This window comes from Yersinia alsatica (assembly GCF_902170305.1).
Classification (GTDB): domain Bacteria; phylum Pseudomonadota; class Gammaproteobacteria; order Enterobacterales; family Enterobacteriaceae; genus Yersinia; species Yersinia alsatica.
The window spans coordinates 236,660-261,696 of sequence record NZ_CABHWW010000011.1; the positions used below are offsets into that span (position 1 = coordinate 236,660).

The window sequence follows — 25,037 nt, forward strand, 5'->3', positions numbered from 1 at the left end:
GCGCTACCTCAGCCGTTTGCGAAGGGAAAGCCGTGAGGCATTAATCAGGATAACCGCATAGATTAGCAGGATGCCGCACTGGCGGAAAAACATCGACCAATCGTCGCCGCCAAGAAACAGCGTCTTGATAAGTGACATGAAATGGGTAGCGGGTAAAATCTGGCTAACAACCTGAACGACTATCGGTAAGTTGCGGATATCAAACACAAAACCAGAGAGCATCATCGCAGGCATAAAGCTCGCAATCAGTGCAATCTGGCTTGCTAAAAACTGGCTTGGCGCGAAGCCCGATATGGCCAGCCCCATCCCCAGCGAAACCAGCAAATACAGTAGTGAAGATGTAATAATGGCAAAGAGAGAGCCTCTGATTGGGATCGCAAACAGATAATGCGCGGCAAGCAGGCAAATAACGAGATCGACCGCGCCAATCACCATATACGGGGCAAGTTTGGCCAGCACCAGTTCCAGCGGGCGAACGGGTGTGACAAACAAGGCCTCCAGCGTTCCCCGCTCGCGTTCACGAGCAATCAGTAATCCGGTCAGGAAAGCGCCAATCAGTGTCAGAATAAGCACAAGGATCCCTGGCACAATAAACCAGGTACTGATACCCGCTTCGTTGAACCACATGCGTTGTTCAATGGATACCGTTCCCGTCGTTGACGCGAGGTTTTGTCTGTCAGAGTCAATCGCCGCCTGAATACCTAATGCGCCGGTGATATAACTCTGTGCCGCAGAGGCGACGCTGGTGACGGCTCCGTTGAGCAGTACCTGCAACTTGCCCTTTCCCGACGCTGCGTTTTCGGCATAATCGGAAGGAATACGCACGATCGCATCCGTCTCACCCTTTTGAAGCGCTGCCAGCGCCGCAACGAGGCTCGGATACTCCTGCACGGAGAGATAACGGCTGCCCTGCAATGCGATAATCACCTGATGACTCTGGGCGGTATGTTGCTCCTGCACCACCGCGACACGCGCTGTGCTCAGGTCAAAAGATACGCCGTAACCAAACAACAGAATCAGTATAATGGGCAGCAGAAACCCGACCGCGAGGTTGCTTTTATCGCGTACCAACTGGCGGGTTTCTTTGCGGGTCAGCGAGATCAAACGACGAAGGAACGTAGACTCATTCATTGCTGTGCTCCTTTTTCGCCGCCTGCGCGCGGGAATTTTCGACGATGGCAATGAAAGCGGTATTCATATCTGCGGTATGATCCAGCCCTGCGAGCTGGCGGACTTCTTTCGGGGTTCCCAGCGCCAGCAATTTTCCCGCATCCTGAATCGCTATCCTGTCGCAATATTCGGCTTCTTCCATAAAGTGCGTGGTGACGATAATGGTGATGCCCTTATTCGCCAGCTCACCGATGGTGTACCAGAACAGACGCCGCGCCAGTGGATCGATACCGCTGGTTGGCTCATCGAGAAAAACAATTTCCGGTTCATGCAACAAAGCTACTGCCATGGATAAACGCTGTTTGAATCCTCCAGGTAGTTCGCCGCTAATGGCATCCGGGCTCAGTTCAAATTGCTTCAGAGAAGCCTCTATCTGGCGGTTGAGCTTTTCACCGGATAAGCCATACGCCCCACCAAAGAACGTCAGGTTGTCCCGCACACTGAGATTGCCGTAAAGGGCAAACTTCTGCGAGACGTAGCCAATACGGGCGCGCGCTTTCGCCCGTGCCGTACGCAGGTTCATCCCGGCGACTTCCAGTTGCCCGCTGGTCGCAGGCAGCAATCCACACAGCATACGGAAGGTGGTTGTTTTCCCCGCGCCATTCGGGCCCAACAGACCGAAAATTTCGCCGCGTTTGACGTCAAAAGAGGTGTTCGCCACCGCGGTGAAATCACCAAATTTTCGCACTAGGTCTTTCACGACGATGACAGGTTTGTCACTATCATTGCTACTGCTTTGTGCTGAGACCATTTCCGCCTTTACCGGCCCAGCAGGCGTAGTCGAATCATGCTGTTGCGCCTGATGCAGCAGCAACATGAAACCATCTTCCAGTTCTGCCTCCCTGGGAGTGGCATTGACCTCATGCGGCGTAGCTTTATCATCGGGTGACAGGCAGATAAAGCGGACGGCATCACCTTTTGGTACGGCGTCAGCAATGGCATCGCGCTTTTCGAGCAGATGGGCCTGTAAAATACGTGATTTCGTGCCTTGCGCAGGAACGGCCAGCCATGTCCTGCCTGCGGCCTTCTGACGCAGCATTTCAGGTTTACCCGCGGCGAGGACTTTGCCGTGATTCATAACGTAAATTTGCGCGCAGCGCTCGGCTTCATCCATGTAGGCAGTGCTGATGATCACGCTCAGCTTTTCATCCTGAACCAGCTGTTCGATGATTTTCCACAAGTCACGACGAGACAGCGGATCAACCCCGACACTCGGCTCATCAAGCAGCAGCAACTCAGGTGAACGCACCAGCGTGCAGGCCAGCCCCAGCTTTTGCTTCATACCGCCAGACAGCTTTCCGGCTGGACGTGCCGTAAAGCGGGACAAATCGGTTATCGACAGCAGTCGCTCGAAGCGTTCCTGCCTGACCTGCGAGGGAACACCATGCAAATCAGCGTACAAATCGAGATTTTCCTGCACGCTGAGATCCTCATACAACCCAAATCGCTGTGGCATGTAGCTGATGCGATTTTGCACTGATTGAGGATCGGCGGTCACATCTGTACCCAACACGGTCAGGCTACCGGAACTGGGTTCATAGAGACCGGCAATAAGCCGCTGAAAAGTGGTTTTACCCGCACCATCGGGGCCAACCAACGCAGTTAACTCACCCGCGCGGATATTGAGGCTCAGTCCATCAAGTGCTCGCGTTTCGGGAGCCTTTTTGGTGACACCAGGAAACAGGCGCACCAAGTCACGGGCAATGACGACATCCTGATTATCAGTTACCGGCATCGCGCTGATTCTCTGGCTGAGTATTGATGGTTACCGTGGCGGGTTGACCCATACGCAAAACGTTAGTCGGGTCGTCAACGACGATACGGACTTCATACACCAGGTTGGTTCGCAGATCCTCGGTCTGGACGGATTTTGGCGTGAACTCTGCCACCGAGGAGATAAACCCGATTTTGCCGGTGACCGGTTTATCTGGAAACGTATCGGTGAAAACCTTTGCTGGCATACCCGATTTCACACGGCCCAAATTGCTCTCGTTCAACCACACGCGCACCCATTTCGGCTGGCTAAGCGCCAGAGTGTACACCGCTTTTTGTGGGCCAGTTATATCACCTGGCTCCTGAAGGCGTGCCCGTACAATGGCATCAACGGGAGAGCGTAATTCTGCCTGTGAGAGATGATATTGCATCAATGCCAGCTGTGCCTCGGTAGCACGAACCTGCGCAATTGATGCTTCACGTTGCTCTGAGCGTACCCCTTTCTCCATCAGCGTCAGGCTTGCCTGACGCTCTTTCACGCTGGCCTCGGCAATACGAAGATTGCTACGAGCCGTGTCCAGTTCCTGTTTACTGACCCCCTTTCCACCTGTACTGGCGGAAATACGCTGAATGCGACTGAAGTCTTCGCTCGCTTTCTGTAACTGCGCTTGTGCCGAAGACAACTGCGCCCGGGCCTGTGCCAATTCTTCAGGACGCGCCCCAGCCTGCTGTTCACGCACCGTTTGCTTCTGGGCATCGAGCTGTGCCAGAGCCTGTTGCTCCTGAATTTTGAGCGCCCGGGTATCCAGTGTTGCGACAACCTGTCCGGCGCGAACCTGATCGCCTTCATCGACAGTGAGCGTGCTGATACGGCCGCTATCTTCAAATGCCAGTGATACCTGGCGAATATCGACATTTCCATGTAGCGTTAACTGACTCTTATCTCCATCGTTTCGACTAATCAGCCAAAAAGCGACCGCAGCAATGATGAGAGCGACCACGACAGCCCCAGCGATGATTTTTTTATTCATAAGAGTAGTGTCCTGATGTCCCTGAGAGTCTTAGTTTAAATTAAATTTAAACTTTAGTTGTGTAATAATAAACCCTTCTTATCGAATTATCTTATCTGGACGTTGTGAATTATGAGCAGAGCACGCCGAAGCGATGGGGATATCACCCGGGAAAGCATCCTTGAAGCAGCAGGAGAGCTGATCGCAGAAAAAGGATTCGCGCAAACGAGCAACAAAGAGATTGCCAAAAAAGCCAGTGTTGACCTGGCCGCGATCAACTATCACTTTGGTGGTCGCGACGGGTTATATCTCGCTGTTCTGACGCTTGCTCATCACCATTACCTAGATGGAGATCAACTTGCCCAACTGGCTGCATCAGAGCTATCCGCAGAAGATAAATTAGGCACTTTCTTAGAAACGTTTCTGGCAAAACTGAGCAACCCAGATGACTGGCACGGAAGAGTGTTTGCGCGTGAGATGCTGTCTCCTTCTGCGCAACTCTCGGATTTTATTAATGTTGAAGGCACAAGAAAGATTCAGTCGGTAAGACAGATCGTCGGTGAAGCCGCTGGACTTTCAGAAGATGATCCCCGCCTGCTCCCCTGCATGCTGAGTGTAGTTGCACCGTGCATGATGCTGATGGTGGCGGGTAATCGTATGCCTGGACCGGTACAGGAAATCGTCGCGATGCAAACGAAAGCGCTGACAGCGCATTTTAAACTTTTTTCTCTTGCCGGATTAAAGGCTATACGTGAAAACAACCTTAGCTGAGTGGATCAGCTGCAGTTGATCGCGATGGGGTTGGCTGGAAGTGATAGCATCATTTCAGCAGGCCGTGAGTAACAGTGTAGCACTGACCATCGCCAGATATTTCGGTAAGAGAGTGTTCATCTATGCATCCCAGTTGCCTTTGTTTTGAAAAAGAAGTATCGACAGCACGTGACAATTATTTAACTGGCAAACGTTATTCACGCGGATAACTCTACTCCACACTATTGATACATCATGAGGTTAGAAACGTCTGCCTATAGCACCAAGTCGCCGAAGGAAAGGCTGAAGGGTCAGCTATGAGCGAAGAGCGGACCTTATTGTACAAAGCATGTAGCCAGATTACAGTGAAGCCACTGATTGACAAGTGAGTCAAACCAGACAAGCAGCCAATGAAACAAAACTTCGCCAACTTAACCAAATCTGGATAACTGATCGGTTCATGAGGACAACAAATAATGTCATTCAATAATAAAAAACTGTTAATTACTCTCTTATCCCTCTGCACATTTCAGGCTTATGCAGCACAATGCACTGCGGAAATCTTTGCTAAAAACAAACTGAACAACTTCATCCTTCTGAGCCAGCCGACAAGAACTGAAATTCCCAAATCTGTATCAATCACTATTGATAGTCCTGATGGGTATCTTCGCACATCAGTTCAAAGCAACTTCAGTCAATGCGGTGAGTTAATTGGCGGCCGTATGAAAGAGGTCAAAACCTCAACAGGCCAGAAAGCAGTTTTCACTGCAACCTCTGAAATTCAGTTGAATAAAACGGAATTTGGCTGGCGCATCCAGATGGACTCAAACGGGGTCATAGCCGATAAAAACAGTCAGAAAACCACGCAGGCATATCGGCAGACTCTTGAGGGAATTTACCTGCTTAACGATAAAGGAATTATCAGCCGTGCAGTTAATCGTTCGGTTATCGAGGCCACAAAACCGGAAGATAAAGATAAAACCGTAGTAGGCACAATCGGCTACGACTTCAATTCATCAGGATTACTGGTAAGCGCGGCAAGCAAAGGAAGTATGGCGATAGATAATAATACGATTGTATATAGTTATGATGGTAATCATCGCCTGATCAAAACCCAATCACCCTCAACCATAGAAGAGTATGGCTATGATAACGAGGGCCGTGAGTTGACCCTGAGCAAGACCCAGACGTATTTCACCATCGAAAAAAATCTGACCACTTGCGAGGAGTGGAACTCACATGGAGAATGCACACGCGCCAATATGGATATCACAATCACCCCAACTGATCGGACAGGTAAACAGTATGTGGACAAACATAACGCCGTAATGACGGCGAAATATGAATACTGGAACTGACCATTTCACCTGCTACATAGGAAGTCAAAATGGTATTGGATCCGCATCTGGATCCTTTACTTCATCCAGATTCTGAGCTTAACCGCCCCGGTATAGCTTGGTCGAGAGCCTACTTGAGCCAGTACGGCTGTATGTATCCCTGCAAACGAACCATCAATTTTTAGAGGGCCTCTGGCACTCCAGCTTCCGCTCTTGGCACAAAGCTGCCAGCAACCGTGCTTTTGGACTGCTATGAGCGAGGAGCGGAAGTTCGCAGTTTTCCACAACTGACGACGGTATATTTAATCCTCGTGTTCTAAAATACGGGAAACAAGCCACTGTTTTCGTTTACAAAAATTACACTGTCAGATCAAAGAAGTAGTTAAGCGCTTTTTCCCCGCTGTTGGTGAACACAACTTCCCTATAACCGCTTACTCTGGATATCCATTTTTTTTGCTCGAATGTTTCCAGCAACACCGCACCAGCGCTTCCGCCAAGATGATACCTACGCTCACTCCAGTCCAGACAGCCACATGCACACTTGCGCCTGGTTTGAGGAATACAATTTATGCCAAGCTCCTGAAACTTCCTGATTCCAATGGACGACAACGAATCACGATCAGTGAGTAACCACTTCTGCTCGACCATAAAATCATATATTCCTACAGCGACTTCACCCGCCAGGTGATCATAACAAGTTCTCGCCTTGCGCAAATGTGCCGGAGTTCTGGTATTCAACTTTGGCTCTGATTTCATTGAAACCCCCATCAAGGTTTCAAGTAATGCAGCAATGTCTTGTCCTGAGAGTCTGTAATAACGATGACGCCCCTGAGACAAACAACTCACCAGCTTGTTTTGTAGGAGTTTTGCCAAATGAGCACTTGCTGTTGAGGGCGCAATGTCAGCAACAGCGCTTAATTCCGTTGCCGTCCATGCCCTGCCATCCATCAGGGCGCAAAGAATACTGACCCGGGAAGGGTCAGCAATTGCAGTCGCTATATTGGACATAGATTGTTCGAGACAATCTGCGTCATCGGAAGGCAGGGGCGCCTTAAGAAGCCTCACTGTGTGGAAACATCCCATTTGTGGGTGACCTGAGCTGCCAGTTCATCATTGTCAGTTAAAAGAATCAATTGATTACTATGATCACTGTATTGCACAACAATATTGATGTTGTGACGTGCGAGCACATCAGCTATCTCGCCTAACTCACCAGGGCGTTCTTGCTTGAGCTTTCTGATAAGTGGTTTCGTGACCTTTTCAACATGTAAGCCAACCTTAGCCAGAGCCGTACAAGCCCCTTCTCCATCTTCAACCAGAAAATGAGCGTGGCTTTGTTGGTCTATAGCAAAGACTCCGCCTCCTTCAAGCCCAATTCCGTACTGACCAAGCGTAGTCCCCAACAACGCAAGGCCACCCGGCAAGTTGTTAAAAACGACATGAATATCATACATTCGGGCCACTCCTGTTTTCTGATGAATATTCGCGCAAGACATGTGCGACTCTTATTCTGTAATGGGCAAAGATTGTTTGCTGTCCCTCTTTTTGCGCCGCCTGATGCCGCATGTTTTTTTTCCATTCGAGTACTGCTTCTTCGTTTTCCCACCATGAAAGTGAGAGAATTTTGCCCTCGGTACTCAGGCTCTGAAAGCGTTCGATTGAAATGAATCCTTTTACATTATCGAGCTCAGGTCGAAGTTCACCCGCAAGTTGTAAATACCTTGCCTGATGTTTTGGAACAGCATCTGCTTCAAAAAGTACTGCAATCATGACTATCTCCTCATAGTGAACGAACCCACTATAATGAGAGAAATAATGAATGCTTCGTTGTGGAACGAAATGTTGAAGACTATTACCTGGCTTGTGTTCCCACCATAAGAAATGTACTGAGGCGGTGGTTGGCGGATTTGTAACGTCCGCTTCACGCCCCCAACCAGCAGGCACAGAGTGTCAGCTCAGAGTGAAAGTACAGTAAATGATGTGAAGCTTCCCTGAGACTATTGCAGTAATGTCAAGCTCATCAATTGGCTTACACTTTTTATTCACACCTAAATAGAAATGTTCTTTTATAAAAGATGCATAACCAAGGGTAACCTTGACACTTCCGTGCTGCTAATCATTATCGTGTTTCGTGGTAAACCGCTTCAATATTGTACCCGTCAGGATCAAGGATAAACGCGGCGTAATATCCGTGGTGATACTGAGGCCGGTATCCCGGCGCACCATTATCTTTTCCACCGACCCGGAGGGCGGTAGAGTGAAATGCGTCCACTTCCTCTTTGTTTTTTGCACTGAAGGCAAGATGCATCCGGGGCGTGGAGGGCGTGCCCCGAGTGATCCAGAACGCACCTCCCGGATCTGCCCCTTCATCGGGCCTTGCAGGACCAAAACCTACCGCTTTATCCGGGATTTCAAGCCGGGCAATATGACCAAGGCTTGCCAGAACACGCGTGTAAAACAGTTTACTGTCTTCAAGATTGGTGACGCTGAATCCGGTGTGATCAATCATTCTTGTACTCCTGTCAGCAAAGAAGAGTATGCAGTAAAACATTCAATCACCGGACGATGTTTGATTTGGCATAAGAACAAGCAATTATGTCAGTGCTATTCCTGCGTGAAATTATTCATGCAGGTCCAGTTGAGCTGCTCCCTGTTATTTAATACACCGCGATGCTCGCAATGTCCGGTATTGGCACTGACCAGCCTGCAGTATGGAACGACGTCTCCTATGAGCGAGGAGCAGACGTTAGATCTGTCGATAAATTGCCAAGATAGTTTTGATCAGGGTGTCGTTCCAGACGTTGTTAGCCAACAGGGTATAGGTTAGTGGCTGTTGGCTATTTAAAAACACTAATTTAGAGTTCACCGACGGACCAACAATCTTACCTGCTTACTACGATAGGAAGCATAAGTTTGAAACTGGAAACCAAAACGCTCTGCCAAATAATTTGAACGCTCATTTTCATCATCAATAATGCAGCATATTGGAGAAGAAAAATTATTGTCGGCCCAAAGTAAAATTTCGGCCAGTGCTTCAGTTGCATAACCTTTGCCACGGGCTTTCGAAATTAAAGACCATCCAGCTTCAGGATATTTCAGTTCAGGTGTGCAATCGCGATGTGCATTCTGAAAACCAAACGAACCAACATAACGATTTGTAGCTTTCTCAAATACTGCCCAGTACCCATAACCTAACGCATGCCAATGTCCGATGTAACGGAGTAAACGGGTCCAGACCATTTCAGCTGAAGGATTTTCGCCACCATTAATTTTTGCCATTTCAGGTGTGTCCCAGGATGCCTTCAGTGCAGGAAAATCATCGAGTGTAAACTGCTTCAATATCAAGCGATCTGTTTGAAGTTGAGGTGCTTGTTCAAAAGACATTATTTCTCCTACATCAATAGATGATTAGTCTAATTTATCACTATACGCTGAGCTGCTGCTGACAAATCAACCGTAGGGAGCCTTCACTTCACCTACCTCAGGATAATTCTTACGTACCATTTTACTCATGCCGAAAGCCTTTTTTGAAAGGGAACAAACTTCAACCTTATAATTCCCCTCAAAATGTTCAATTTTGATTAGCATAACGTGAAGTAGGCAACGTCGGCTCCTGCACCAAGCGAGGTGCTGGGTCAGCTAAGAGCGAGGAGCGGACATTCTTGTGCAAAATATGTCGCTAAATTACAGTGAAGTTATTTTCGACCAACGCTATAGCCAACTGAACAAGCAGGAAGTTAAAAAATATGAGCAGGCGATTATGTAGGGATAACCGCACTAAAATACGAAACATTCCCCGTCGTATAAAATCACTTAACCGTTGGTCTGAAACTTCTCATAACCCAGCTCGTGCCGTTTTTCCGGAAGAGCAACATTACTGGAATTACAAGATACCTGTAGAAATTAATATTGTTCAAGGAAAATACAGCAAGCAGAAAGTTAAGGCAGAGTGTGCGCAAGCCATGATCAATGCCTGTTCCAACTTGATGCTCGCCACAGCAGATTGCGATGATATCCCTCGAATTACTGCCGTAATTTGCCTCCCGGATATGTTTACAAGTGAGGTCTGTTTATTTCGTTCAGAGGAATACTTTCAAAGCTTCATTACAGAGGGGAGTTCTGAAAATGGTTCATCGGTACTCCTCAGGGAACGAGGCCTTGCCCGGGAGTGGGAGCTTATTCTTCCAGATGGGGTTCAGGAATTAGGTATTACACTTGACTATTATAGTGGTGACGACCCGGATGAGTGGTTTTCAGGCGAACGCTGGTATTATGGGCAATTATAGTGACCTGGCCATTTAGCGATATAAATGCAAGAGTAACTGAGTACATCTGGAAACTCACCAGACATACTGTCATTACTAGGTTTATCAATTGTCTTAGCAGATGTGTAGCCAATGAAAAAAAAGCTTCGCCAACGTAACCAAACCTGGATCTCACGGCAATTGCGACGTGCACAAAAAGAAGGAATGCCGTTAAGTTTCTTTATTAACTTTCCTTCAATACGCGCAGTTGCATGTAATGGTGAGCGCCTTAAACGACGTGGTCGTCTCAAGCCGGACTGGGATCGCGCATTGTTTCATCCGGGTTGGGGGGAAGTGCCGATTGTTGGGCCAAAAGGAACAGTTTACTGGTTTGAGGGATTTGATAAGGAGCAACTTCCTGTTGAATTGGAGCCGCTGTGGGAAGATACCTGACTGTATTTACTTTGATTTGATAGCTTTCAGTGCAACACTTAATCCACGCTCTAGTCAGCGAGGAGCGGAAGTTAATTTTACGGCTATAGGATATAACCATTAAACTATGTCGGTCGTATTTACCATAACAGATCTATGGCTAATCGACTGCAAAGATATTAAAAGCACATAGAATGTGCCGTGCTCAAGGGGTTACACGACAGGGGTTGCTGGAGGTCATAACTGCAAGGGCAGTTTTTTTAACATGCCAGATAAGGGAATTAAAGACGAAAGCGTAAAGTATCATTATAGAGTGCCGATAAAAATTGCGTCTTTTTTATTATATGGATATTACATGCATAAAATTATCTGCTCCATTGTGCTCATGCTAGGAATGACAGGGGCTACGTTACCTGTTTATGCCAATACGTTGACGCAAAGCCTGACGCGTTGCGACACAACATTTTTCAGTGAGATCTATCATCAGCGAACCACACTCAGCCGCGTAGCACCTTTAACGGTTGACCAGCAATTTCACGCCTGGTTCAAAGCGCCGGTTGACGGTAATGGCATCGTCTGGTTTGCTCAACCTCTACATGAATTAAATCTGACGCTAGCGGGATATTTTCTGCAAACCAGCAACCTCAATGAAATCAATTATGGTAAGTACTATTACTGGGGGCTGATTTTCAAAGAATCGCCTGAAGAGGTCATGTCCAAGCTTGATCATTTAACCTGGGGCAAGGCCGGAGATGATTATCTCTCTCAGGCGATGATTAAAGTAGACCCCAACAGTGCCTGGAGAGAAAATGCGCAAGCGGTGTCAGGTATTGCTCCGGCAAAAGAAAGCACCGAAAAGCTGTTAATGCTCAGCAAAGGTAAAGAAGGGACATTATTGCTCTGTTCCGTTCAGGGAAATGTAACGCCTGATATGCTCGCGACATTACGACCTGATTTAACCGGCGGGGTAGCGAAATGAAAAAGCTGATATGGCTGGCATTACTTATGCTGGCGGGCTGTACTGGGATCAGTAAACCACAGCCGCAAGCGCCCGCCCAAGCACCGGCTGGTTTAATAAAAATTCTTGCAGATGATAGAGTGACTTCGTATGTCGATTTCAGGGTGATTTCAACTTACCAGGGTAACAGTCACTTGCGCCGGTTTTATTTCATCAATAACTACGCGAAGCAGACACTGATTATAAAAAACCCACCCGTCTACGTTTCCAGTTCCCGGGCAATAGATGTGATTAACTGCGACAAAAACCAGCGTGCGGTTATGGGACGTACGCTTTTTTCCAAACCGTTTACGGAAGGCGATCTTATACATGCGGAGCTGGATGTGGGGCAATGGGAAACCTTCCCGAAAGACTCTCTTTTTGGGATAATAGCTGAAACCATGTGCAGTATTCCCGTTGAAAAACTCAAGCCAGAGCCGGCGAAAGAAAACCGCAAGCCGCTACTGGATTAATTAGCATTAATCGGAACCCGACGGTCCACGCTGAAGCAGAAGGCCTGTATTGGTAACGGGCTATCTGCAATAAGTAAAAGGACAGAGCGCTTCTCTGGCGCGCCCGCTTACGCTTAAATTGGCATCCACCCAGAATGGAAACATTGCGAGTCATCAGGATAACAAAGCCAAAAAGCTCTATCGCAGAGTCAATACGACCACACGCTACTATTCGGACAAGCCGGGCGGTGAATATAGCCAGCAGGGAAATCAAAAAAAGAGATACGGCCAATATTTTGCCGCAGCGTGAATCTATGTACGTTAAACAGCAACTCCGGCTGGATTATTCTCCGTTGTTGTGTATGAGCAAACAACAGACGCTTAACTTGTGGCATGGAAGCATCTCGATTATTCGTGGCTATTTGCAAAGCATTGGATAACTTGAGTCCCACGTCACCTTAGAGTGTGATCCTACTGATAAAGGAATGATTAATGAAAGCAAGGGTGCTTTTAAGTCTATTATCTTTGGCAATATCATTTAATGTCGCTGCATTTACTCAATTCAAACCGGCGGTCTTAAATGCTGCTCTTTTGTTCGAGCATGATGCAACTACCGGGAACGTAAAACATAGCATCCAGTGGATCCGAGATGTTTACGGTAAACTTCAGGCTATGACAGAAGTTAGATACGATCAAAGCGGGTGCTTTACTAAGATCAACATGGTTGATAAGGCAAATGATCGAGAGTTCCATTTGGTAAACAAAGATGGTGCACTGACCTCTTTTAAAGGCCTGCGTATTACCGGAAAAATCAATGAACTTTGCGAAATCACTGAGCTTGAGAATGAAAAGGGCAAATATGTGCTCAGCTACAATGTACGTGGGTTGCTTGAAACAATCGTGGACAAAGACACGGGCGAAGTTGTAGAGCGATATGAATATCACAATAACCAATTCCCTGTGCGTGTAAGAAACTATAAAGATCAAAAGGATACTCGCATCCTTTACCCATCCGGAAGCGCGCAATTCCTTGACTTAGAGAGTGTATCAAAAAGAGGAGAGTTAACTGTCCGGGTAAAGCAAAGTTGTGCTTACACCGCTGATGGTAATGCAGATAAATGCTCGTTGATAGCCTCCACTAATGACGACTATCGTGGCTCAATCCTCATCTGGATTTCTAATCATGAAACGGAATATTTCTGAATCTATTAAAAATGGCCGAGCCAACACAACCTCACTCGTGAGGTTGACCTGCTTCCTAATTTTTAACGCAATGTAATATTATCAATGTCCGTTTCTGGCACGAAGCAGACAGCTATGGGCTGCTGAAGGTTCGCTATGAGCGAGGAACGGACATAGTTGCCCCACTGCTAAGGGAGGCTTGTCACAGTGATCAATGTAATGGACAAAAAAGTTATGCATATCAATTACCGAATAAAAATACTGGCGTATGGCATTAATCTGTAAGGACGGGATAGGCATCATTTTCATTGAAAAGAGTGATAAGCTAACAGCAGTTAAAAAATTTGGGTTGTATGGGAGATGGAGGTAAATATGATTTTCGGTGACCCATATCGCTTCGCTATCTGGGCGGAATATATTCCGCAGTGGGGCGAATCTATTAAGAATGGTTTTTTTTATTTTTTTGTAAATGGGAATATGTACCCAAATGACATCCGCACATCAACATTGTTTGTTGATTTTTATGATGTTATCGATCCTGAGAATGCTCTCGTGACTCTACCATGTGATGATGCAATTTTTAATGCATCGACAGATGAGGCTTTTGATACTCTATTTACACTGGCCTATCCACAGTTAACAAAAGATAATGAATATCCTGATCAGGTGTTTGATTTTCGTGCATCACCCACGATTATTAACGAGTCTGGAGCATGTTTTTTTGCCGTTTCTAACAAAGATTTCGTTAGAATTTTAGGTGGGAAAGTATCTAAGTTAGTTGATTATGATGAGAGGCGCGTTTGGGAAAATATAGAGCATCCTGTTATTGAGGATATAATTATTGAAAAAAATGAGATAAATACGATAATTTCAAAGTTGAAGGAATATTCTGCTTCTTTATTTTAATTATCGTATGACTGGCTCCTGTCAATAGGATGAGGTTCCTGAAGTTAAGTCACTAATCCCCCAACTCTTACCACAACAACCGAAGCACAATGAGTGCGTTTGTGGCGTCCAGCTTTTCAACATCGATGATGCGTGAATTGCTCCTAATTGACTGACATTAGTTATGTTAGTAATGTCCGCCTCTGGCACCAAGCTAACTTTCAGAGCGGGAGTAGCCCAGTCTCTGGATTGCCGCCATAGCTGTATGAATAATGACTCCTTACAGCGAGGGCGATATCTTCGATTATTTTTGGCCTAACGTCACCTAGATGATGATGTGAAGAGTTCTGCTTTAATGAGCGTTTCTGCACCTTTCCGCAAAAAGCTGCGGTAAGTGATAGATTGCTACTTTACCCAATCAAGTGACACAATTGTGTTAAGTCATTCTTTGAGAATAGCAACATCACTAGCCTCATCTCTAGTTTTAAGCCATCATATTACCCAAGCACAAACAGATAACGATGCACTACAAGCTTCCAATAGCGCGCTCGCTAGTCGCACGATTTAGCTTGATTCCGATACTTTATGATTACTTAAGGACTCGATGTGAGCGATTATGATGTCTTCCCCGAACAGCGGCAGTCTATTATCCATCAGATGCTGACTGAAACAGGTCGGGTTGTCTGCGCGGATGCGGCTCGCAAACTTGGCGTTTCGGAACACACCATACGTCGGGATTTGCAGGAACTGGCCAGAAAAGGCTTATGTAAAAAAGTCTATGGCGGGGCTGTCAGTCAACTAAAACAGTCGGCCAGTTTCGATACTCGCATGTCACAAAACGTGCACGAGAAATCACAACTGGCGCAAAAGTGTGCCCAGTTGATAAGACCAGATACGTGCCTTTTCATTGATGCGGGTTCTACCTACCTGGCCATGGTGGAGTTCATCCCTGATGACCTGGAACTGACTATCGTCACAAACTCCCCGCAAATTGCGGCGGCGGCTTGTGGGCGAACAAAAGGTGAGCTGATCCTGCTTGGCGGGAAGGTCAATGCACTAACAGGTAGTACACTTGGCTCAGAACCGGTTAACCAAATCCGGGGCATGGTTTTCGATCAGACATTTATTGGCGTCTGTGGGCTTGACCCTCAAGCCGGGCTGAGTGCGGTTTACTATGAAGATGCCTGCTTTAAAAAAGAAGTGCTGGCGCAAAGTAATGAAGTCATCGCCGCAGCCACAGAAGACAAAATCTCACAGGTGGCAAGATATAAAGTCGCGACTTGTGAAGATATTGATATTGCGGTGGTGATCAAAGGGGCGAAGATTCAGAATTTCTCCGGTGTCAGCATGCATATTGAATTTGCGGAATAAGCCGTTGTATTTCGTTGCCATCATGCTTCAAGAAGGCATGCTTAATTCTGCCTTCTTGAACACAAATTTACTGACGAAATAGCTCTTGCTACCGAAACCGATTAGGATTGCAGTGAGATCAATCTGCAAATGGTTTTTTGCACCGCACTCTCGTCATTTGTCCCCGTAATGTAATTGGCAGCAGCTTTTGTCTCTTCAAATGCATTTCGCATAGCAAAGCTATACTCCGCTTCGGCCAACAATTCGATATCGTTATAACCATCACCAAAGGCCATGGTTTCATGCGGGCCAACTTGCAGAAGTTCTTGAAGTTTCTGTACCGTCGTTCCTTTATGCACGCCATAATCCGCAATGTCGATCCAGGAAGCTTCCGATACAACGATGTAAACATCATTGTCAAAAGGAACTAAGCCCAAACGTGTCTCAGGACAATTGCCTTCTTCATCATAGACGGTGATTTTGACGAAATCACTTTGCAGGGAACCCAGATCCTCAACCTGCGTAAGATTAGTATAAGAATTCCTGATTTTATCTTTCAGTCGCGCGGGAACACTGGCAGAGATGACCGCCCCTTCTGGGGTGCAGGCGATGACCACATGGTGCGGATTGATTTCTTGCAGCCGGTTAATAATGCGCAGACCTAGCTCATTGCGGATCAAAGACTGAAATATATATTCACCGTTATATTTAATCCGGGTGGCGCTATCACCCACAATCCAGATATCTCGGCTGAATTCGCCAAATAACTCTTCAACTCTTTCACACTGCTTCCCTGTGCAGGCTGCAAACTGAACGCCTTTTTCGGCCATCAGCATTCTGACGTTGGCAAATAATTCTCTATCATAGTCTCCCTGACTATTCAGGAAAGTGCCATCAAGGTCTGTGATAATTAGCTTTATCATTCTGTCACCGTGAACATGGTTAGGTTAATGTTCTACTACCGTTACCAGAGGCATGATGACCAGAAGATTCGACAAATGGCCAAGCCACGCTCGATATTGCATCATTGTGCAATATGATGATAATTCTGTCGACAAAAAGTGCCGAAAAAATTCTCAAAAACCTTAAATTAACATTTAATCAATTGGTTATAGCTAGCAATCATTAGATCTCGCATCAAACATTGCACAATCGAGCACAAAAAAGCATAATTACTGTCCGATTATCGACCTCTGAAGGATTTCACATGAGTGCTTCCTTGCCCGATGCAGACTTTTTGCATGAACTCGCTGATATTGCCGCAACCAGAACGCTGCAAAGTTATTTAAGTCCAAAGCTGATTGATATTGATACCAAAGTTAAAGAGGGATTTCGTTTTGATCCGGTGACCAATGTCGATCGTGAAACCGAGCTATTACTCAGAGGCATTATTAGCGAGCGCTACCCTGACCACGCCATCATGGGCGAGGAGTTTGGCCGCACAGGTGAGTCTGAGTACCAATGGGTAATCGACCCCATTGACGGCACGCGGCCATTTCTCTGTGGACTGCCGGTCTGGGGATGTTTGATTGGATTATTGCACAATGGCAAAGCAGTCATGGGAATGATGAGCCAACCTTATACCGGCGATAAATTCTGGTCTGATGGCCAAATCTCTCGGTTTTCAGGGCGACTGGGTGACACTCGCATGGCAACCAGAAGAAATATTCCACTGGAACAGGCAATCCTCCATACCACATCGCCAGAATCGGTAAACCTGTATCAGGGTAATAATTTTGATTTACTTCAGAAGAAAGTACTGATGACTCGGTATGGCGGGGAGTGCTATGCCATGGCAATGTTAGCTGCGGGTAATATTGATATATGTGTCGAATATTCACTGCAACCCTACGATATTGTTGCCTTTATTCCTATTATTGAGCATGCCGGTGGTGTGGTGACCACGATCAATGGCAAAAGAGCGGAAAAAGGCGGGGCTATTGTCGCCAGTGCTAATCCAACATTGCATCAAGAAGTGCTTAACATCCTAAATAGCGGAAAACCATGATTATGGCGGCATAGGGATTAAATACCAAACCCCCTTCCCGATATTTTTATTTTATATCTGTAGCAGCGCTAATGCCTTGTTGTTAACTATATTCAGTATCATCAAGCGGAGGTTTAGGAATGAAAGTTGCTCATATTGCGTTATGGACTTCTGATCTGGAAAAGCAGGCTATTTTCTGGCGAGATTTCTTCGGCGGTATAGCGAATGAAAAATATAGCAGTACAAATAACCCGGGTTTTGAATCCTATTTTATTCAATTAGACCAAGGGCCAACTATTGAGTTGATGACAAAACCGGGCCTCGAAAAACAACCACAAACCAATAATATGTGCGGCTGGGCGCATCTGGCTATCTCAGTAGGAAGTCAAGAAGCAGTAGATAAACTGGCGTTAATTGCCAAAGAAAAAGGAATTTTAGTCGGAGCACCGAGATTTACCGGCGATGGCTATTATGAAGCTGTCATCGAAGATCCGGATGGCAACCTAATAGAAATCGTATCTTAATTATTAATATTAAGAAACTCAGCAGCTTTTTTGCTTTTAGCGCTCACGTCAGTCAAAAAGACGCGAGCGCTCTGTTTATCGTCTCAAATCACTATAACCCACGTTTTTCCATCAGTACCGCAAGATCAACCAGACGGTTAGAGAACCCCCACTCGTTGTCATACCATGCCAGGATCTTAACCAAGTTACCGCCAATCACTAAAGTTGAAAGTCCATCAATAATCGATGACCGAGGGTCACCTTTGTAGTCGCTCGACACCAAAGGTTCGTCGCTGTAACCCAAAATTCCCTTGAGAGGACCAGATTCTGCCGCCTTACGGAAGGCGGCATTCACTTCATCCGCAGTGACTTCGCGCTTCAGCGTCACGGTTAAGTCCACGATAGAAACCACCGGAACCGGGACTCGCAGTGAATAACCGGTCAAACGACCATCCAATTCTGGGATAACTTTACCGAGCGCTTTGGCCGCCCCACTGGAATAAGGAACAATCGAGAGCGCCGCAGCTCGAGCACCGCGTAAATCTTTTTCAGGTTGGTCGTGTAAAGCCTGACTATTAGTGTAGGCATGGGTCGTATTCATCAGACCATATTCAATGCCGAAAGCTTGATGAAGAACCTGAGCCGCAGGAGCCAGGCCGTTGGTGGTGCAGCTGCCGTTACTGACGACTTTGTGAATGGCGGGATCGTACTTATCGTGGTTAACGCCCATCACGAGGGTAATATCGTCGTTCTTGCCGGGCGCGGAGATAATAACTCGCTTCGCTCCGCCTTTGGTGATGTGTACTTCAGCTTTAGCTTTATCGGTAAAGAAGCCGGTGGCTTCGATGACCACGTCAACCCCCACGCTTTTCCATGGGATCGCGCCCGGGTCTCTTTCTGAGAAAACATGAATAGGCTTGCCATCAAGTAGCAATTGGTTTTCACCGGCTTCAACACTGGCGGCTAATGTTCCTGATAGGGAATCATATTTTAGGAGATGCGCCAAGGTTTTGCTGTCGGTCAAATCGTTGATCGCCACCACCTCAAAGTCATTGCGACCTAACGCCGCACGCAAAACATTTCGTCCGATCCTACCGAATCCATTGATGCCTACTTTGACCATGATCTACTCCTTAGTTATTTGCTCTGCTTTAAATCTAGCCTGAGAAATAAATGGCGTAAATGACATTGATAGATCAATTTACGCCAACTTACGAGAATGAAAACGGGCACGATACTCAGTCGGAGTGAGTTGCAGATTCCTTTCGAAAACTCGCCGTAGGTTAAGGCTATTACCGAAACCCGTGGTGGTGGCGATTTGCTCAATACTTTCAGAACTCTGTTCCAGATACTGTCTGGCCATGTGCAGGCGAGCATCTTCTACGAATTTGGCAGGAGAAATACCCGTCTCGCGGGTGAACACCCGGGTAAAGTTACGCGGGCTCATGGCAACTCGTTCTGCAAGTTTCTCAACAGAAAGGTCACAGGCGAGGTTTTCAAGAATCCATGACTGGAGATCGCTAATGGGGCCAAGTGTTTTGGCCTGATTCAAAGGATAGCGGCTGAACTGAGTCTGTCCACCGGGTCGACGAAGAAACATCACCAGGTCTTGCGCCACATCGCGCGCCTGAGTAAAGCCGTAGTCCTCTTCAACCAGCGCCAGAGTGAGGTCAAAACCGGAGCTGACACCACCAGAGCTCCAGACTGAGCCATCTTGAACATAAAGTGGCCCACTTTCGACTTTCACTTTAGGGAAGCGAGATTGCAAAGTATCCAGCAATCGCCAGTGTGTGGTCGCCCGCCGCCCATCCAGTAAGCCCGCCTCTGCCAACACCAAAGCACCGCCACAAACGGATGCAACACGCTGTGCATGGGGGGCAGCACGGTGAATCCAATCGGCAATATACGAACTTTCTGCGTCGGTCGCACCTCTGCCCGTGACCATGATAGTGTCACGCGGCTGCTCTGGGTCGAGATCGGCGAGGCGATGGTCGGCTAACAGATTCAGCCCTGACAGCCCATGCACCACTCGGTGAGATTGCGTAGTGGCAATTGCCACCTGATAAAGCGGAGCATCAGTAGACCCCAAGCGGCTGGCCTGCATCAGGATGTCGGCGATTCCCGCCGCTTCAAATAACATGCCCCCATCGGGGACGATAATCAGAAATGTGTGCATGTCCTTAAAGTACAAAATGAGCAAAATAAGTCAAGCGCAATGAGCTTGCACCCAGCATGCTACCCACCCATACACTTTGCTCGGTTTTATATAGAGCTCAGCGGAATTAGCAATTATCACGAATGGCGCAAATAACAACCAATAAAGGAAATATCCTACATTGATCTGGCTCCTTATCTTATATCCCACCCTATATTCATCCTGTATTTTGAGACAGAATCACCACATTAATAATTAAAATGATAATCACTTGCATTAATGAGGGAGTATTAATACTCACAGCGTTACTTTTCATGATTATTATTGAAACATTCAAATAACATATCAGAAGCAATAAGCATTAAATAAAAATGACTTTCATTAATTAATATTAACTTAACACCAGGTCGCAACCTTATATGGCAAAACGTCAAGCAGTGAGGTTCATATTCCGTCAAACATGCTATTTCGCCGCTCTTTCAGGATTCATTCTGAATGGGCCATATTATTTTTCTGAAATAAATCATAGCACTGACATTACTATTTATTCTGTATCTCAAGTTTCATCCTGTAATACCAGTAGTTTCTTGGACGACGAACATAAAGTTACCAATATGTAAAATAAAGAACTAAATAATTAAAAAAATGAATTTTTCCATTTAGTTAAATTCAATGACGCTAAATAAATAACTTTATTGATTGCGCCATAGATCTATCAACATCAGTAAGGAATTTTAATATGGCACATCAGAGGCACTATTTTAGTTTTCCGCAAAAATCACCAGTAAGAAATACATTATCGTTACTGATCTCCATCGCTATTCTAGCAAATGCTGGCGTGTCTAATGTACATGCTGCCACTAATGAATGGCTTGGCACCCTTTCGTCCGAATGGAGTAATACGAATAACTGGAGTCTTGCTACTTTACCTGACAGTAATACTAATGTTCTGGTTGATAACGGCAATCTGTTATTAGACATAAACGGCGAAAGTTGGAGTTTGGCAATGGGGGTCTCTTCAGGGAGCGACGCCTCAATCACGGTTAATAATGGCAATGAATGGACTCTCGGTAAACCCTTATCCGGCTCCAGTGCCAATGGATTTAAACAATATATTGGCGATCAGGGAAAAGCCACACTGACGATTGAAGATGGCGGCAAAGTCTTGTATGCCGCTAACTCACCGACAGTTTTAGGCAATCAAGTCGGTTCTGAAGGTGAAGTGATTGTCAGTGGTACCGGCTCGCTCTGGAGCAGTGTTTATCTTGATGCTTCCCACGCCAGTAATCAGACCAACGTACAAATCGGTAACTACGGAACCGGTAAACTCTCAGTACTCGACGGCGCGAGCGTCGTCACCCCGAGAGGGATTTCTCTGGCTCAACAAGAGGGTTCTTCCGGCTCTGTTTTAGTCAGCGGCGCGGGCTCAAGCATGCTATTGGGCAACAGTTCGTTAGGTGATACCGGTTGGGCCGGGATATTTATGTTGGCTGGCGCAGCCGATGTAACTGTCGAAAATGGCGGCGAGTTAACATTATATGGCGGAGTCTATTTTGGCCGCGGGAAAAATGGTGCGGCACAAAACCTCACTATCAGCGGTGCGGGTTCAACCATCACCAGCTACGGCGATATTAATAATGTCGAAAGCGGCATTATTCGAATTGAAGACGGCGCTAAATTATATTCACTACATACTCCGGGAACCGGCTTTGCCGCTCAAGGACAGGGGGTAATCGGCAGAGGTGGCGGCAGTAATATCGGTGATGCCTATGCCTATGTTACAGGCAACAACTCTTTATGGCATATGGATCAGGATGCCATTGTCGGTTATTTGGCTAATGGCCATTTAATTATCACTGACGGCGCTAGCGTTGAAAATGATCGCGGCCGTATTGCGTTAAAAGCCGGTTATACCGGCACAGTCGCAGTAAGTGATGTCGGTTCCGTATGGAATAACAGTGGTGATGTCACTGTCGGTAGTGCTGGCGATGGAGCGCTCACTGTTTCTAATGGTGGCGTGGTGAATGTCGGCAATAGTCTGTTAATTGCTGAGCTTGCCGGTTCAACTGGCGCACTGAATTTCGGTTCAGCTGAAAATCAGGCAGCAACAGCAACCGGGACAATAAATGCCAATCAGATTAGTTTTGGTGCCGGAGAGGGGCGCGTGGTATTTAACCACACCGATACTAATTACCAATTTGACCATTTATTGAGTGGCACAGGCACTGTCGTTGCTGATAATGGCATGACGCAATTTAGTAATCATCAAACTTATGCTGGTCAGACTGAAGTCCATAACGGCGGCATATTAAAAGCTGGCGTTAATAATGCCTTTAGCGCCAATTCAAGCTACAACATCAGCAGCGGCGGCATATTAGATTTAGCTGGCTATCAGCAAACTATTGGTACGACGACCAATGCTGGCTTCATCAAATTTCATACCGCTGAAGTTACCGGCGCACAGGCAAATAATCTGCTAACCATTAATGGAGACCTGCATTCCAATGGCGGAGAAATTATCTTTAACACCGTATTAGGTGATGATAATTCCGCTACCGATAAATTAGTGGTAAACGGCAATACTTCAGGGACGACATGGGTGAGTGTACTCAATGCCGGTGGCAGCGGGGCTGCAGCCATAAATGGTATTGAGTTGGTACGAGTTAACGGCAGTTCTGACGGCGTATTTGTTAATTACGGTCGTATTGTTGCCGGTGCATTTGATTACTCTCTAGTGCGCGGCTTAGATGCTAATGCCAGCAATTGGTATCTGATCAATACCATTTACTCAGATCCCGAGCCAGAGCCAATCGGAGTGCTAACCCCCGCCCCAGTCATGATTGAACGGCCTGAAGCCAGCTCTTACAGCGCCAACCTGGCTGCGGCCAACAATATGTTTGTCACTCGCCTGCATGACCGTCTGGGGGAAACCCAATACATCGACGCGCTGACTGGCGAGCAAAAAGTGACCAGCATGTGGTTGCGCAGTGAAGGGGGACACAACCGCTCACACGATGCACAAGATCAGTTAGGCACGCAATCGAACCGCTATGTGGTGCAGTTGGGCGGCGATATTGCGCAGTGGAGTCATAATGATTTGGACCGCCTGCACTTAGGTGTGATGGCCGGTTACGGCAACAGTAAGAGTAAAACCGAGTCGCGGATTTCCGGCTATAGCGCGCGTGCAGCTGTCGATGGCTATAGTTTGGGTATGTACGGCACTTGGTATGCCAATGAAGTCGATAAATCAGGTTTATATGTAGATAGCTGGGCGCAATACAGCTGGTTTAATAACAGCGTTGACGGCCAGTATTTGAATACCGAAGAGTATAAATCCAAAGGGGTTACCGCATCAATCGAGAGCGGATATACCTTTAAAGTCGGTGAAAACCCGGCTAAAAACGCTACTTACTTTATTCAACCCAAAGCGCAGGTCACCTGGATGGGCGTGAAAGCAGATGACCATCAAGAAGCTAACGGCACCCGCGTTTCTGGTGTTGGCGAGGGTAATATCCAAACCCGTTTAGGGGTGAAAGCCTTTATGAATGGTTTCCATGAAAGTGATAAAGGCAAAGACCGGGTATTCCAACCCTTTATTGAGGCTAACTGGCTCCACAATACCAAGGACTTTGGTACGCAAATGGATGGTATTACCGTGAAACAAGCTGGAGCTCGCAATATCGGCGAACTGAAAACCGGGGTAGAAGGCCAAATTAAAAAGCAGCTGAATGTTTGGGGGAATGTAAGTCAACAAATAGGTGGCAAAGGTTACAGTGATACCGCCGTAATGTTAGGGGTTAAATATAACTTCTAGCTTCACCATAGCAAGCCCGTTCCTGCCAATGCCACACTCAGGAACGGGTCTGCAGAAAGTCTCAGGCGACTACGAATTAATGGCTTTCTTAGCATCCAGCGCACTGTGAATCGCGGCTTCTAATTCGTTGGCTTCAAATTTTGCCACGTACGCATCGGCCCCAACTTTGCGCACATGATCTTCATTGGCACTGCCAGATAACGAAGAGTGAATAATAACCGGAATATTCTTCAAGAACTCATCGCGCTTAATATTCAATGTGAGTGTGAAACCATCCATTTCTGGCATTTCCAAATCGGTTAACACAAAGGCGATTTTATCCGAAATAGGTCGGCCTTCGGCTCTCGCTTCATCCGCTATCTTTCTGATTTTATTCCAAGCCTCTAGGCCGGTGATATGCATCACGGCTGGAATATCCATCATCTTCATTGCTTGTTCCAGCATTGAACGGGCAACTTTTGAATCTTCGGCCACAATGGCCACTGCGCCCGGTTTCAGATCAAAAGCTTTGCTCTTCTCGCTGTCTATTTTGACATCGCGGTTAGCTGGAATAATGTCATATAAAATCTGCTCAACATCCAAAACCAGTGCCAGCCGGTTACTGGCTTTATCATTGTCGAGGCGAGCAATGCTGGTGATATTGCGGCTCTTCACCCCCGCGTCAGCTGCCAGTACCTGACTCCACTCAAGGCGCACAATGTCATCCACCGATTCCACCGCAAATGCTTGAGTGCTGCGGGCATATTCCGTCACCAGCAAAATATTTAATCCGGTTTTAGGCACACAACCGACAATAGCCGGAAGGTCAATCACAGGAATGATTTCTCCGCGGATATTCGCCATCCCCATCATTGGTGATGCCATGCCCGCAGCCTTGGTTAGCGGCGGCATCGGGACTATTTCGCGTAATTTAAAGACGTTAATACCATACAACTCAGATTGTTGTTCTTCTTGGGATTCCCCCAGACGGAACAGCAACAGTTCAAATCTGTTTGACGAGGTGAGATTGGTTCTCTCCTCAATCTCTTTTTGAAAATTATCCATACTTTCCCCAGT

General features: G+C 46.7%; 25 protein-coding genes. 12 read left to right on the forward strand and 13 right to left on the reverse strand.

Annotation, left to right across the window (positions count from 1 at the left end; genetic code table 11):
• Positions 1–3 precede the first annotated feature (3 nt).
• The 3 genes from FTA96_RS07840 to FTA96_RS07850 are packed head-to-tail and all read right to left on the reverse strand — an operon-like array spanning position 4 to position 3,914.
• Positions 4–1,131: an ABC transporter permease gene (locus tag FTA96_RS07840; RefSeq protein ID WP_145573543.1), complete on the reverse strand. Its 1,128-nt coding sequence runs from the start codon at positions 1,129–1,131 to the stop codon at positions 4–6.
• Positions 1,124–2,905 (reverse strand): ATP-binding cassette domain-containing protein, encoded by a 1,782-nt coding sequence (locus FTA96_RS07845; protein WP_145573545.1) that lies wholly within the window; start codon positions 2,903–2,905, stop codon positions 1,124–1,126. The genes FTA96_RS07840 and FTA96_RS07845 overlap by 8 nt, the downstream gene beginning before the upstream one ends.
• Entirely contained in the window at positions 2,892–3,914 is a 1,023-nt protein-coding gene (locus FTA96_RS07850; RefSeq protein ID WP_050121850.1) for an HlyD family efflux transporter periplasmic adaptor subunit, read from the reverse strand. Before FTA96_RS07850 ends, FTA96_RS07845 begins: the two co-directional genes overlap by 14 nt.
• A gap of 111 nt (positions 3,915–4,025) precedes the next feature.
• Here FTA96_RS07850 and FTA96_RS23685 point away from each other — a divergent pair, with 111 nt between their 5' ends.
• Both FTA96_RS23685 and FTA96_RS07860 read left to right on the forward strand, forming a co-directional pair.
• Positions 4,026–4,664 carry a TetR/AcrR family transcriptional regulator gene (locus tag FTA96_RS23685; protein ID WP_050121849.1) on the forward strand — a complete coding sequence of 213 codons (639 nt, stop codon included), beginning with the start codon at positions 4,026–4,028 and terminating at the stop codon, positions 4,662–4,664.
• Between the two features lie 455 nt (positions 4,665–5,119).
• Positions 5,120–6,001, forward strand: coding sequence for a hypothetical protein (locus FTA96_RS07860; RefSeq protein WP_134957943.1), 882 nt, complete (start codon positions 5,120–5,122; stop codon positions 5,999–6,001).
• 336 nt (positions 6,002–6,337) lie between these two features.
• On the opposite strand, the gene FTA96_RS07865 is transcribed toward FTA96_RS07860, so the two are convergent.
• From FTA96_RS07865 to FTA96_RS07885, 5 genes are all read right to left on the reverse strand, one after another.
• Complete coding sequence (locus tag FTA96_RS07865; RefSeq protein ID WP_145573547.1) at positions 6,338–6,988, reverse strand: ArsR/SmtB family transcription factor; 651 nt, start codon at positions 6,986–6,988, stop codon at positions 6,338–6,340.
• A gap of 53 nt (positions 6,989–7,041) precedes the next feature.
• Positions 7,042–7,434, reverse strand: a complete 393-nt coding sequence (locus FTA96_RS07870) for an amino acid-binding protein (RefSeq protein WP_046050479.1) — start codon at positions 7,432–7,434, stop codon at positions 7,042–7,044.
• A complete protein-coding gene (locus tag FTA96_RS07875; protein ID WP_050121846.1) occupies positions 7,427–7,750 on the reverse strand; it encodes an antibiotic biosynthesis monooxygenase family protein in 324 nt (107 codons plus the stop codon). The genes FTA96_RS07870 and FTA96_RS07875 overlap by 8 nt, the downstream gene beginning before the upstream one ends.
• A 349-nt stretch (positions 7,751–8,099) precedes the next feature.
• On the reverse strand, positions 8,100–8,489 hold the full coding sequence (locus tag FTA96_RS07880) for a VOC family protein (protein WP_050106755.1): 390 nt from the start codon (positions 8,487–8,489) through the stop codon (positions 8,100–8,102).
• A gap of 353 nt (positions 8,490–8,842) precedes the next feature.
• On the reverse strand, positions 8,843–9,364 hold the full coding sequence (locus FTA96_RS07885) for a GNAT family N-acetyltransferase (protein WP_050098439.1): 522 nt from the start codon (positions 9,362–9,364) through the stop codon (positions 8,843–8,845).
• Between the two features lie 362 nt (positions 9,365–9,726).
• On the opposite strand from FTA96_RS07885, the gene FTA96_RS07890 reads away from it, so the two are divergent.
• From FTA96_RS07890 to FTA96_RS07905, 4 genes are all read left to right on the forward strand, one after another.
• The gene (locus FTA96_RS07890; protein ID WP_145573549.1) at positions 9,727–10,266 is read left to right on the forward strand and encodes a DUF3916 domain-containing protein; all 540 of its coding nucleotides are present in this window, start codon (positions 9,727–9,729) and stop codon (positions 10,264–10,266) included.
• A gap of 111 nt (positions 10,267–10,377) precedes the next feature.
• Complete coding sequence (locus FTA96_RS07895; protein ID WP_050106758.1) at positions 10,378–10,677, forward strand: hypothetical protein; 300 nt, start codon at positions 10,378–10,380, stop codon at positions 10,675–10,677.
• A 334-nt stretch (positions 10,678–11,011) separates the two neighbouring features.
• A complete protein-coding gene (locus tag FTA96_RS07900; RefSeq protein WP_049615939.1) occupies positions 11,012–11,635 on the forward strand; it encodes a hypothetical protein in 624 nt (207 codons plus the stop codon).
• The gene (locus FTA96_RS07905) at positions 11,632–12,126 is read left to right on the forward strand and encodes a surface-adhesin E family protein (RefSeq protein ID WP_235897448.1); all 495 of its coding nucleotides are present in this window, start codon (positions 11,632–11,634) and stop codon (positions 12,124–12,126) included. The genes FTA96_RS07900 and FTA96_RS07905 overlap by 4 nt, the downstream gene beginning before the upstream one ends.
• Before the next feature lie 188 nt (positions 12,127–12,314).
• On the opposite strand, the gene FTA96_RS07910 is transcribed toward FTA96_RS07905, so the two are convergent.
• Positions 12,315–12,500 carry a hypothetical protein gene (locus tag FTA96_RS07910; RefSeq protein WP_145573551.1) on the reverse strand — a complete coding sequence of 62 codons (186 nt, stop codon included), beginning with the start codon at positions 12,498–12,500 and terminating at the stop codon, positions 12,315–12,317.
• Between the two features lie 97 nt (positions 12,501–12,597).
• Between FTA96_RS07910 and FTA96_RS07915 the strand changes: the two genes are divergently transcribed.
• The 3 genes from FTA96_RS07915 to FTA96_RS07925 all read left to right on the forward strand — a co-directional run bounded on the left by FTA96_RS07915 (position 12,598) and on the right by FTA96_RS07925 (position 15,543).
• Positions 12,598–13,308 carry a YnfC family lipoprotein gene (locus FTA96_RS07915; protein WP_134957687.1) on the forward strand — a complete coding sequence of 237 codons (711 nt, stop codon included), beginning with the start codon at positions 12,598–12,600 and terminating at the stop codon, positions 13,306–13,308.
• A 351-nt stretch (positions 13,309–13,659) separates the two neighbouring features.
• Positions 13,660–14,193, forward strand: a complete 534-nt coding sequence (locus FTA96_RS07920) for an immunity 42 family protein (protein WP_050106760.1) — start codon at positions 13,660–13,662, stop codon at positions 14,191–14,193.
• 585 nt (positions 14,194–14,778) lie between these two features.
• Positions 14,779–15,543 carry a DeoR/GlpR family DNA-binding transcription regulator gene (locus FTA96_RS07925; RefSeq protein ID WP_080987039.1) on the forward strand — a complete coding sequence of 255 codons (765 nt, stop codon included), beginning with the start codon at positions 14,779–14,781 and terminating at the stop codon, positions 15,541–15,543.
• A 101-nt stretch (positions 15,544–15,644) separates the two neighbouring features.
• On the opposite strand, the gene FTA96_RS07930 is transcribed toward FTA96_RS07925, so the two are convergent.
• Positions 15,645–16,445, reverse strand: a complete 801-nt coding sequence (locus FTA96_RS07930) for an HAD-IIB family hydrolase (RefSeq protein WP_050134660.1) — start codon at positions 16,443–16,445, stop codon at positions 15,645–15,647.
• Positions 16,446–16,729: 284 nt separating this feature from the next.
• On the opposite strand from FTA96_RS07930, the gene FTA96_RS07935 reads away from it, so the two are divergent.
• On the forward strand, positions 16,730–17,530 hold the full coding sequence (locus FTA96_RS07935) for an inositol monophosphatase family protein (RefSeq protein WP_050134658.1): 801 nt from the start codon (positions 16,730–16,732) through the stop codon (positions 17,528–17,530).
• 119 nt (positions 17,531–17,649) lie between these two features.
• Entirely contained in the window at positions 17,650–18,033 is a 384-nt protein-coding gene (locus FTA96_RS07940) for a VOC family protein (RefSeq protein WP_050106763.1), read from the forward strand.
• Between the two features lie 91 nt (positions 18,034–18,124).
• On the opposite strand, the gene gap is transcribed toward FTA96_RS07940, so the two are convergent.
• Positions 18,125–19,135, reverse strand: a complete 1,011-nt coding sequence (gene gap / locus FTA96_RS07945; protein WP_050106764.1) for a type I glyceraldehyde-3-phosphate dehydrogenase — start codon at positions 19,133–19,135, stop codon at positions 18,125–18,127.
• A 78-nt stretch (positions 19,136–19,213) separates the two neighbouring features.
• On the reverse strand, positions 19,214–20,188 hold the full coding sequence (locus tag FTA96_RS07950) for a GlxA family transcriptional regulator (protein WP_050122232.1): 975 nt from the start codon (positions 20,186–20,188) through the stop codon (positions 19,214–19,216).
• Positions 20,189–20,906: 718 nt separating this feature from the next.
• Here FTA96_RS07950 and FTA96_RS07955 point away from each other — a divergent pair.
• A complete protein-coding gene (locus FTA96_RS07955) occupies positions 20,907–23,981 on the forward strand; it encodes an autotransporter outer membrane beta-barrel domain-containing protein (protein ID WP_145573553.1) in 3,075 nt (1,024 codons plus the stop codon).
• 69 nt (positions 23,982–24,050) lie between these two features.
• Here the strand turns inward: FTA96_RS07955 and FTA96_RS07960 are convergent, their stop codons facing one another.
• On the reverse strand, positions 24,051–25,025 hold the full coding sequence (locus tag FTA96_RS07960; protein ID WP_050106767.1) for a chemotaxis protein: 975 nt from the start codon (positions 25,023–25,025) through the stop codon (positions 24,051–24,053).
• Between the last annotated feature and the right edge of the window lie 12 nt (positions 25,026–25,037).

What these genes read in the sequence shown, in the direction of transcription:
- FTA96_RS07935 (WP_050134658.1), top strand. Translation starts at nt 16,730, where the DNA reads ATGAGTGCTTCCTTGCCCGATGCAGACTTTTTGCATGAACTCGCTGAT.
- FTA96_RS07890 (WP_145573549.1), top strand. Translation starts at nt 9,727, where the DNA reads ATGAGCAGGCGATTATGTAGGGATAACCGCACTAAAATACGAAACATT.
- FTA96_RS07910 (WP_145573551.1), bottom strand. Translation starts at nt 12,500, where the DNA reads ATGCCACAAGTTAAGCGTCTGTTGTTTGCTCATACACAACAACGGAGA.
- FTA96_RS07950 (WP_050122232.1), bottom strand. Translation starts at nt 20,188, where the DNA reads ATGCACACATTTCTGATTATCGTCCCCGATGGGGGCATGTTATTTGAA.
- FTA96_RS07860 (WP_134957943.1), top strand. Translation starts at nt 5,120, where the DNA reads ATGTCATTCAATAATAAAAAACTGTTAATTACTCTCTTATCCCTCTGC.
- FTA96_RS07840 (WP_145573543.1), bottom strand. Translation starts at nt 1,131, where the DNA reads ATGAATGAGTCTACGTTCCTTCGTCGTTTGATCTCGCTGACCCGCAAA.
- FTA96_RS07880 (WP_050106755.1), bottom strand. Translation starts at nt 8,489, where the DNA reads ATGATTGATCACACCGGATTCAGCGTCACCAATCTTGAAGACAGTAAA.
- FTA96_RS07905 (WP_235897448.1), top strand. Translation starts at nt 11,632, where the DNA reads ATGAAAAAGCTGATATGGCTGGCATTACTTATGCTGGCGGGCTGTACT.
- FTA96_RS07870 (WP_046050479.1), bottom strand. Translation starts at nt 7,434, where the DNA reads ATGTATGATATTCATGTCGTTTTTAACAACTTGCCGGGTGGCCTTGCG.
- FTA96_RS07850 (WP_050121850.1), bottom strand. Translation starts at nt 3,914, where the DNA reads ATGAATAAAAAAATCATCGCTGGGGCTGTCGTGGTCGCTCTCATCATT.
- FTA96_RS07955 (WP_145573553.1), top strand. Translation starts at nt 20,907, where the DNA reads ATGGCACATCAGAGGCACTATTTTAGTTTTCCGCAAAAATCACCAGTA.
- FTA96_RS07865 (WP_145573547.1), bottom strand. Translation starts at nt 6,988, where the DNA reads ATGTCCAATATAGCGACTGCAATTGCTGACCCTTCCCGGGTCAGTATT.
- FTA96_RS07900 (WP_049615939.1), top strand. Translation starts at nt 11,012, where the DNA reads ATGCATAAAATTATCTGCTCCATTGTGCTCATGCTAGGAATGACAGGG.
- FTA96_RS23685 (WP_050121849.1), top strand. Translation starts at nt 4,026, where the DNA reads ATGAGCAGAGCACGCCGAAGCGATGGGGATATCACCCGGGAAAGCATC.
- FTA96_RS07845 (WP_145573545.1), bottom strand. Translation starts at nt 2,905, where the DNA reads ATGCCGGTAACTGATAATCAGGATGTCGTCATTGCCCGTGACTTGGTG.
- FTA96_RS07915 (WP_134957687.1), top strand. Translation starts at nt 12,598, where the DNA reads ATGAAAGCAAGGGTGCTTTTAAGTCTATTATCTTTGGCAATATCATTT.
- FTA96_RS07895 (WP_050106758.1), top strand. Translation starts at nt 10,378, where the DNA reads ATGAAAAAAAAGCTTCGCCAACGTAACCAAACCTGGATCTCACGGCAA.
- FTA96_RS07920 (WP_050106760.1), top strand. Translation starts at nt 13,660, where the DNA reads ATGATTTTCGGTGACCCATATCGCTTCGCTATCTGGGCGGAATATATT.
- FTA96_RS07960 (WP_050106767.1), bottom strand. Translation starts at nt 25,025, where the DNA reads ATGGATAATTTTCAAAAAGAGATTGAGGAGAGAACCAATCTCACCTCG.
- FTA96_RS07875 (WP_050121846.1), bottom strand. Translation starts at nt 7,750, where the DNA reads ATGATTGCAGTACTTTTTGAAGCAGATGCTGTTCCAAAACATCAGGCA.
- FTA96_RS07930 (WP_050134660.1), bottom strand. Translation starts at nt 16,445, where the DNA reads ATGATAAAGCTAATTATCACAGACCTTGATGGCACTTTCCTGAATAGT.
- FTA96_RS07940 (WP_050106763.1), top strand. Translation starts at nt 17,650, where the DNA reads ATGAAAGTTGCTCATATTGCGTTATGGACTTCTGATCTGGAAAAGCAG.
- gap (WP_050106764.1), bottom strand. Translation starts at nt 19,135, where the DNA reads ATGGTCAAAGTAGGCATCAATGGATTCGGTAGGATCGGACGAAATGTT.
- FTA96_RS07885 (WP_050098439.1), bottom strand. Translation starts at nt 9,364, where the DNA reads ATGTCTTTTGAACAAGCACCTCAACTTCAAACAGATCGCTTGATATTG.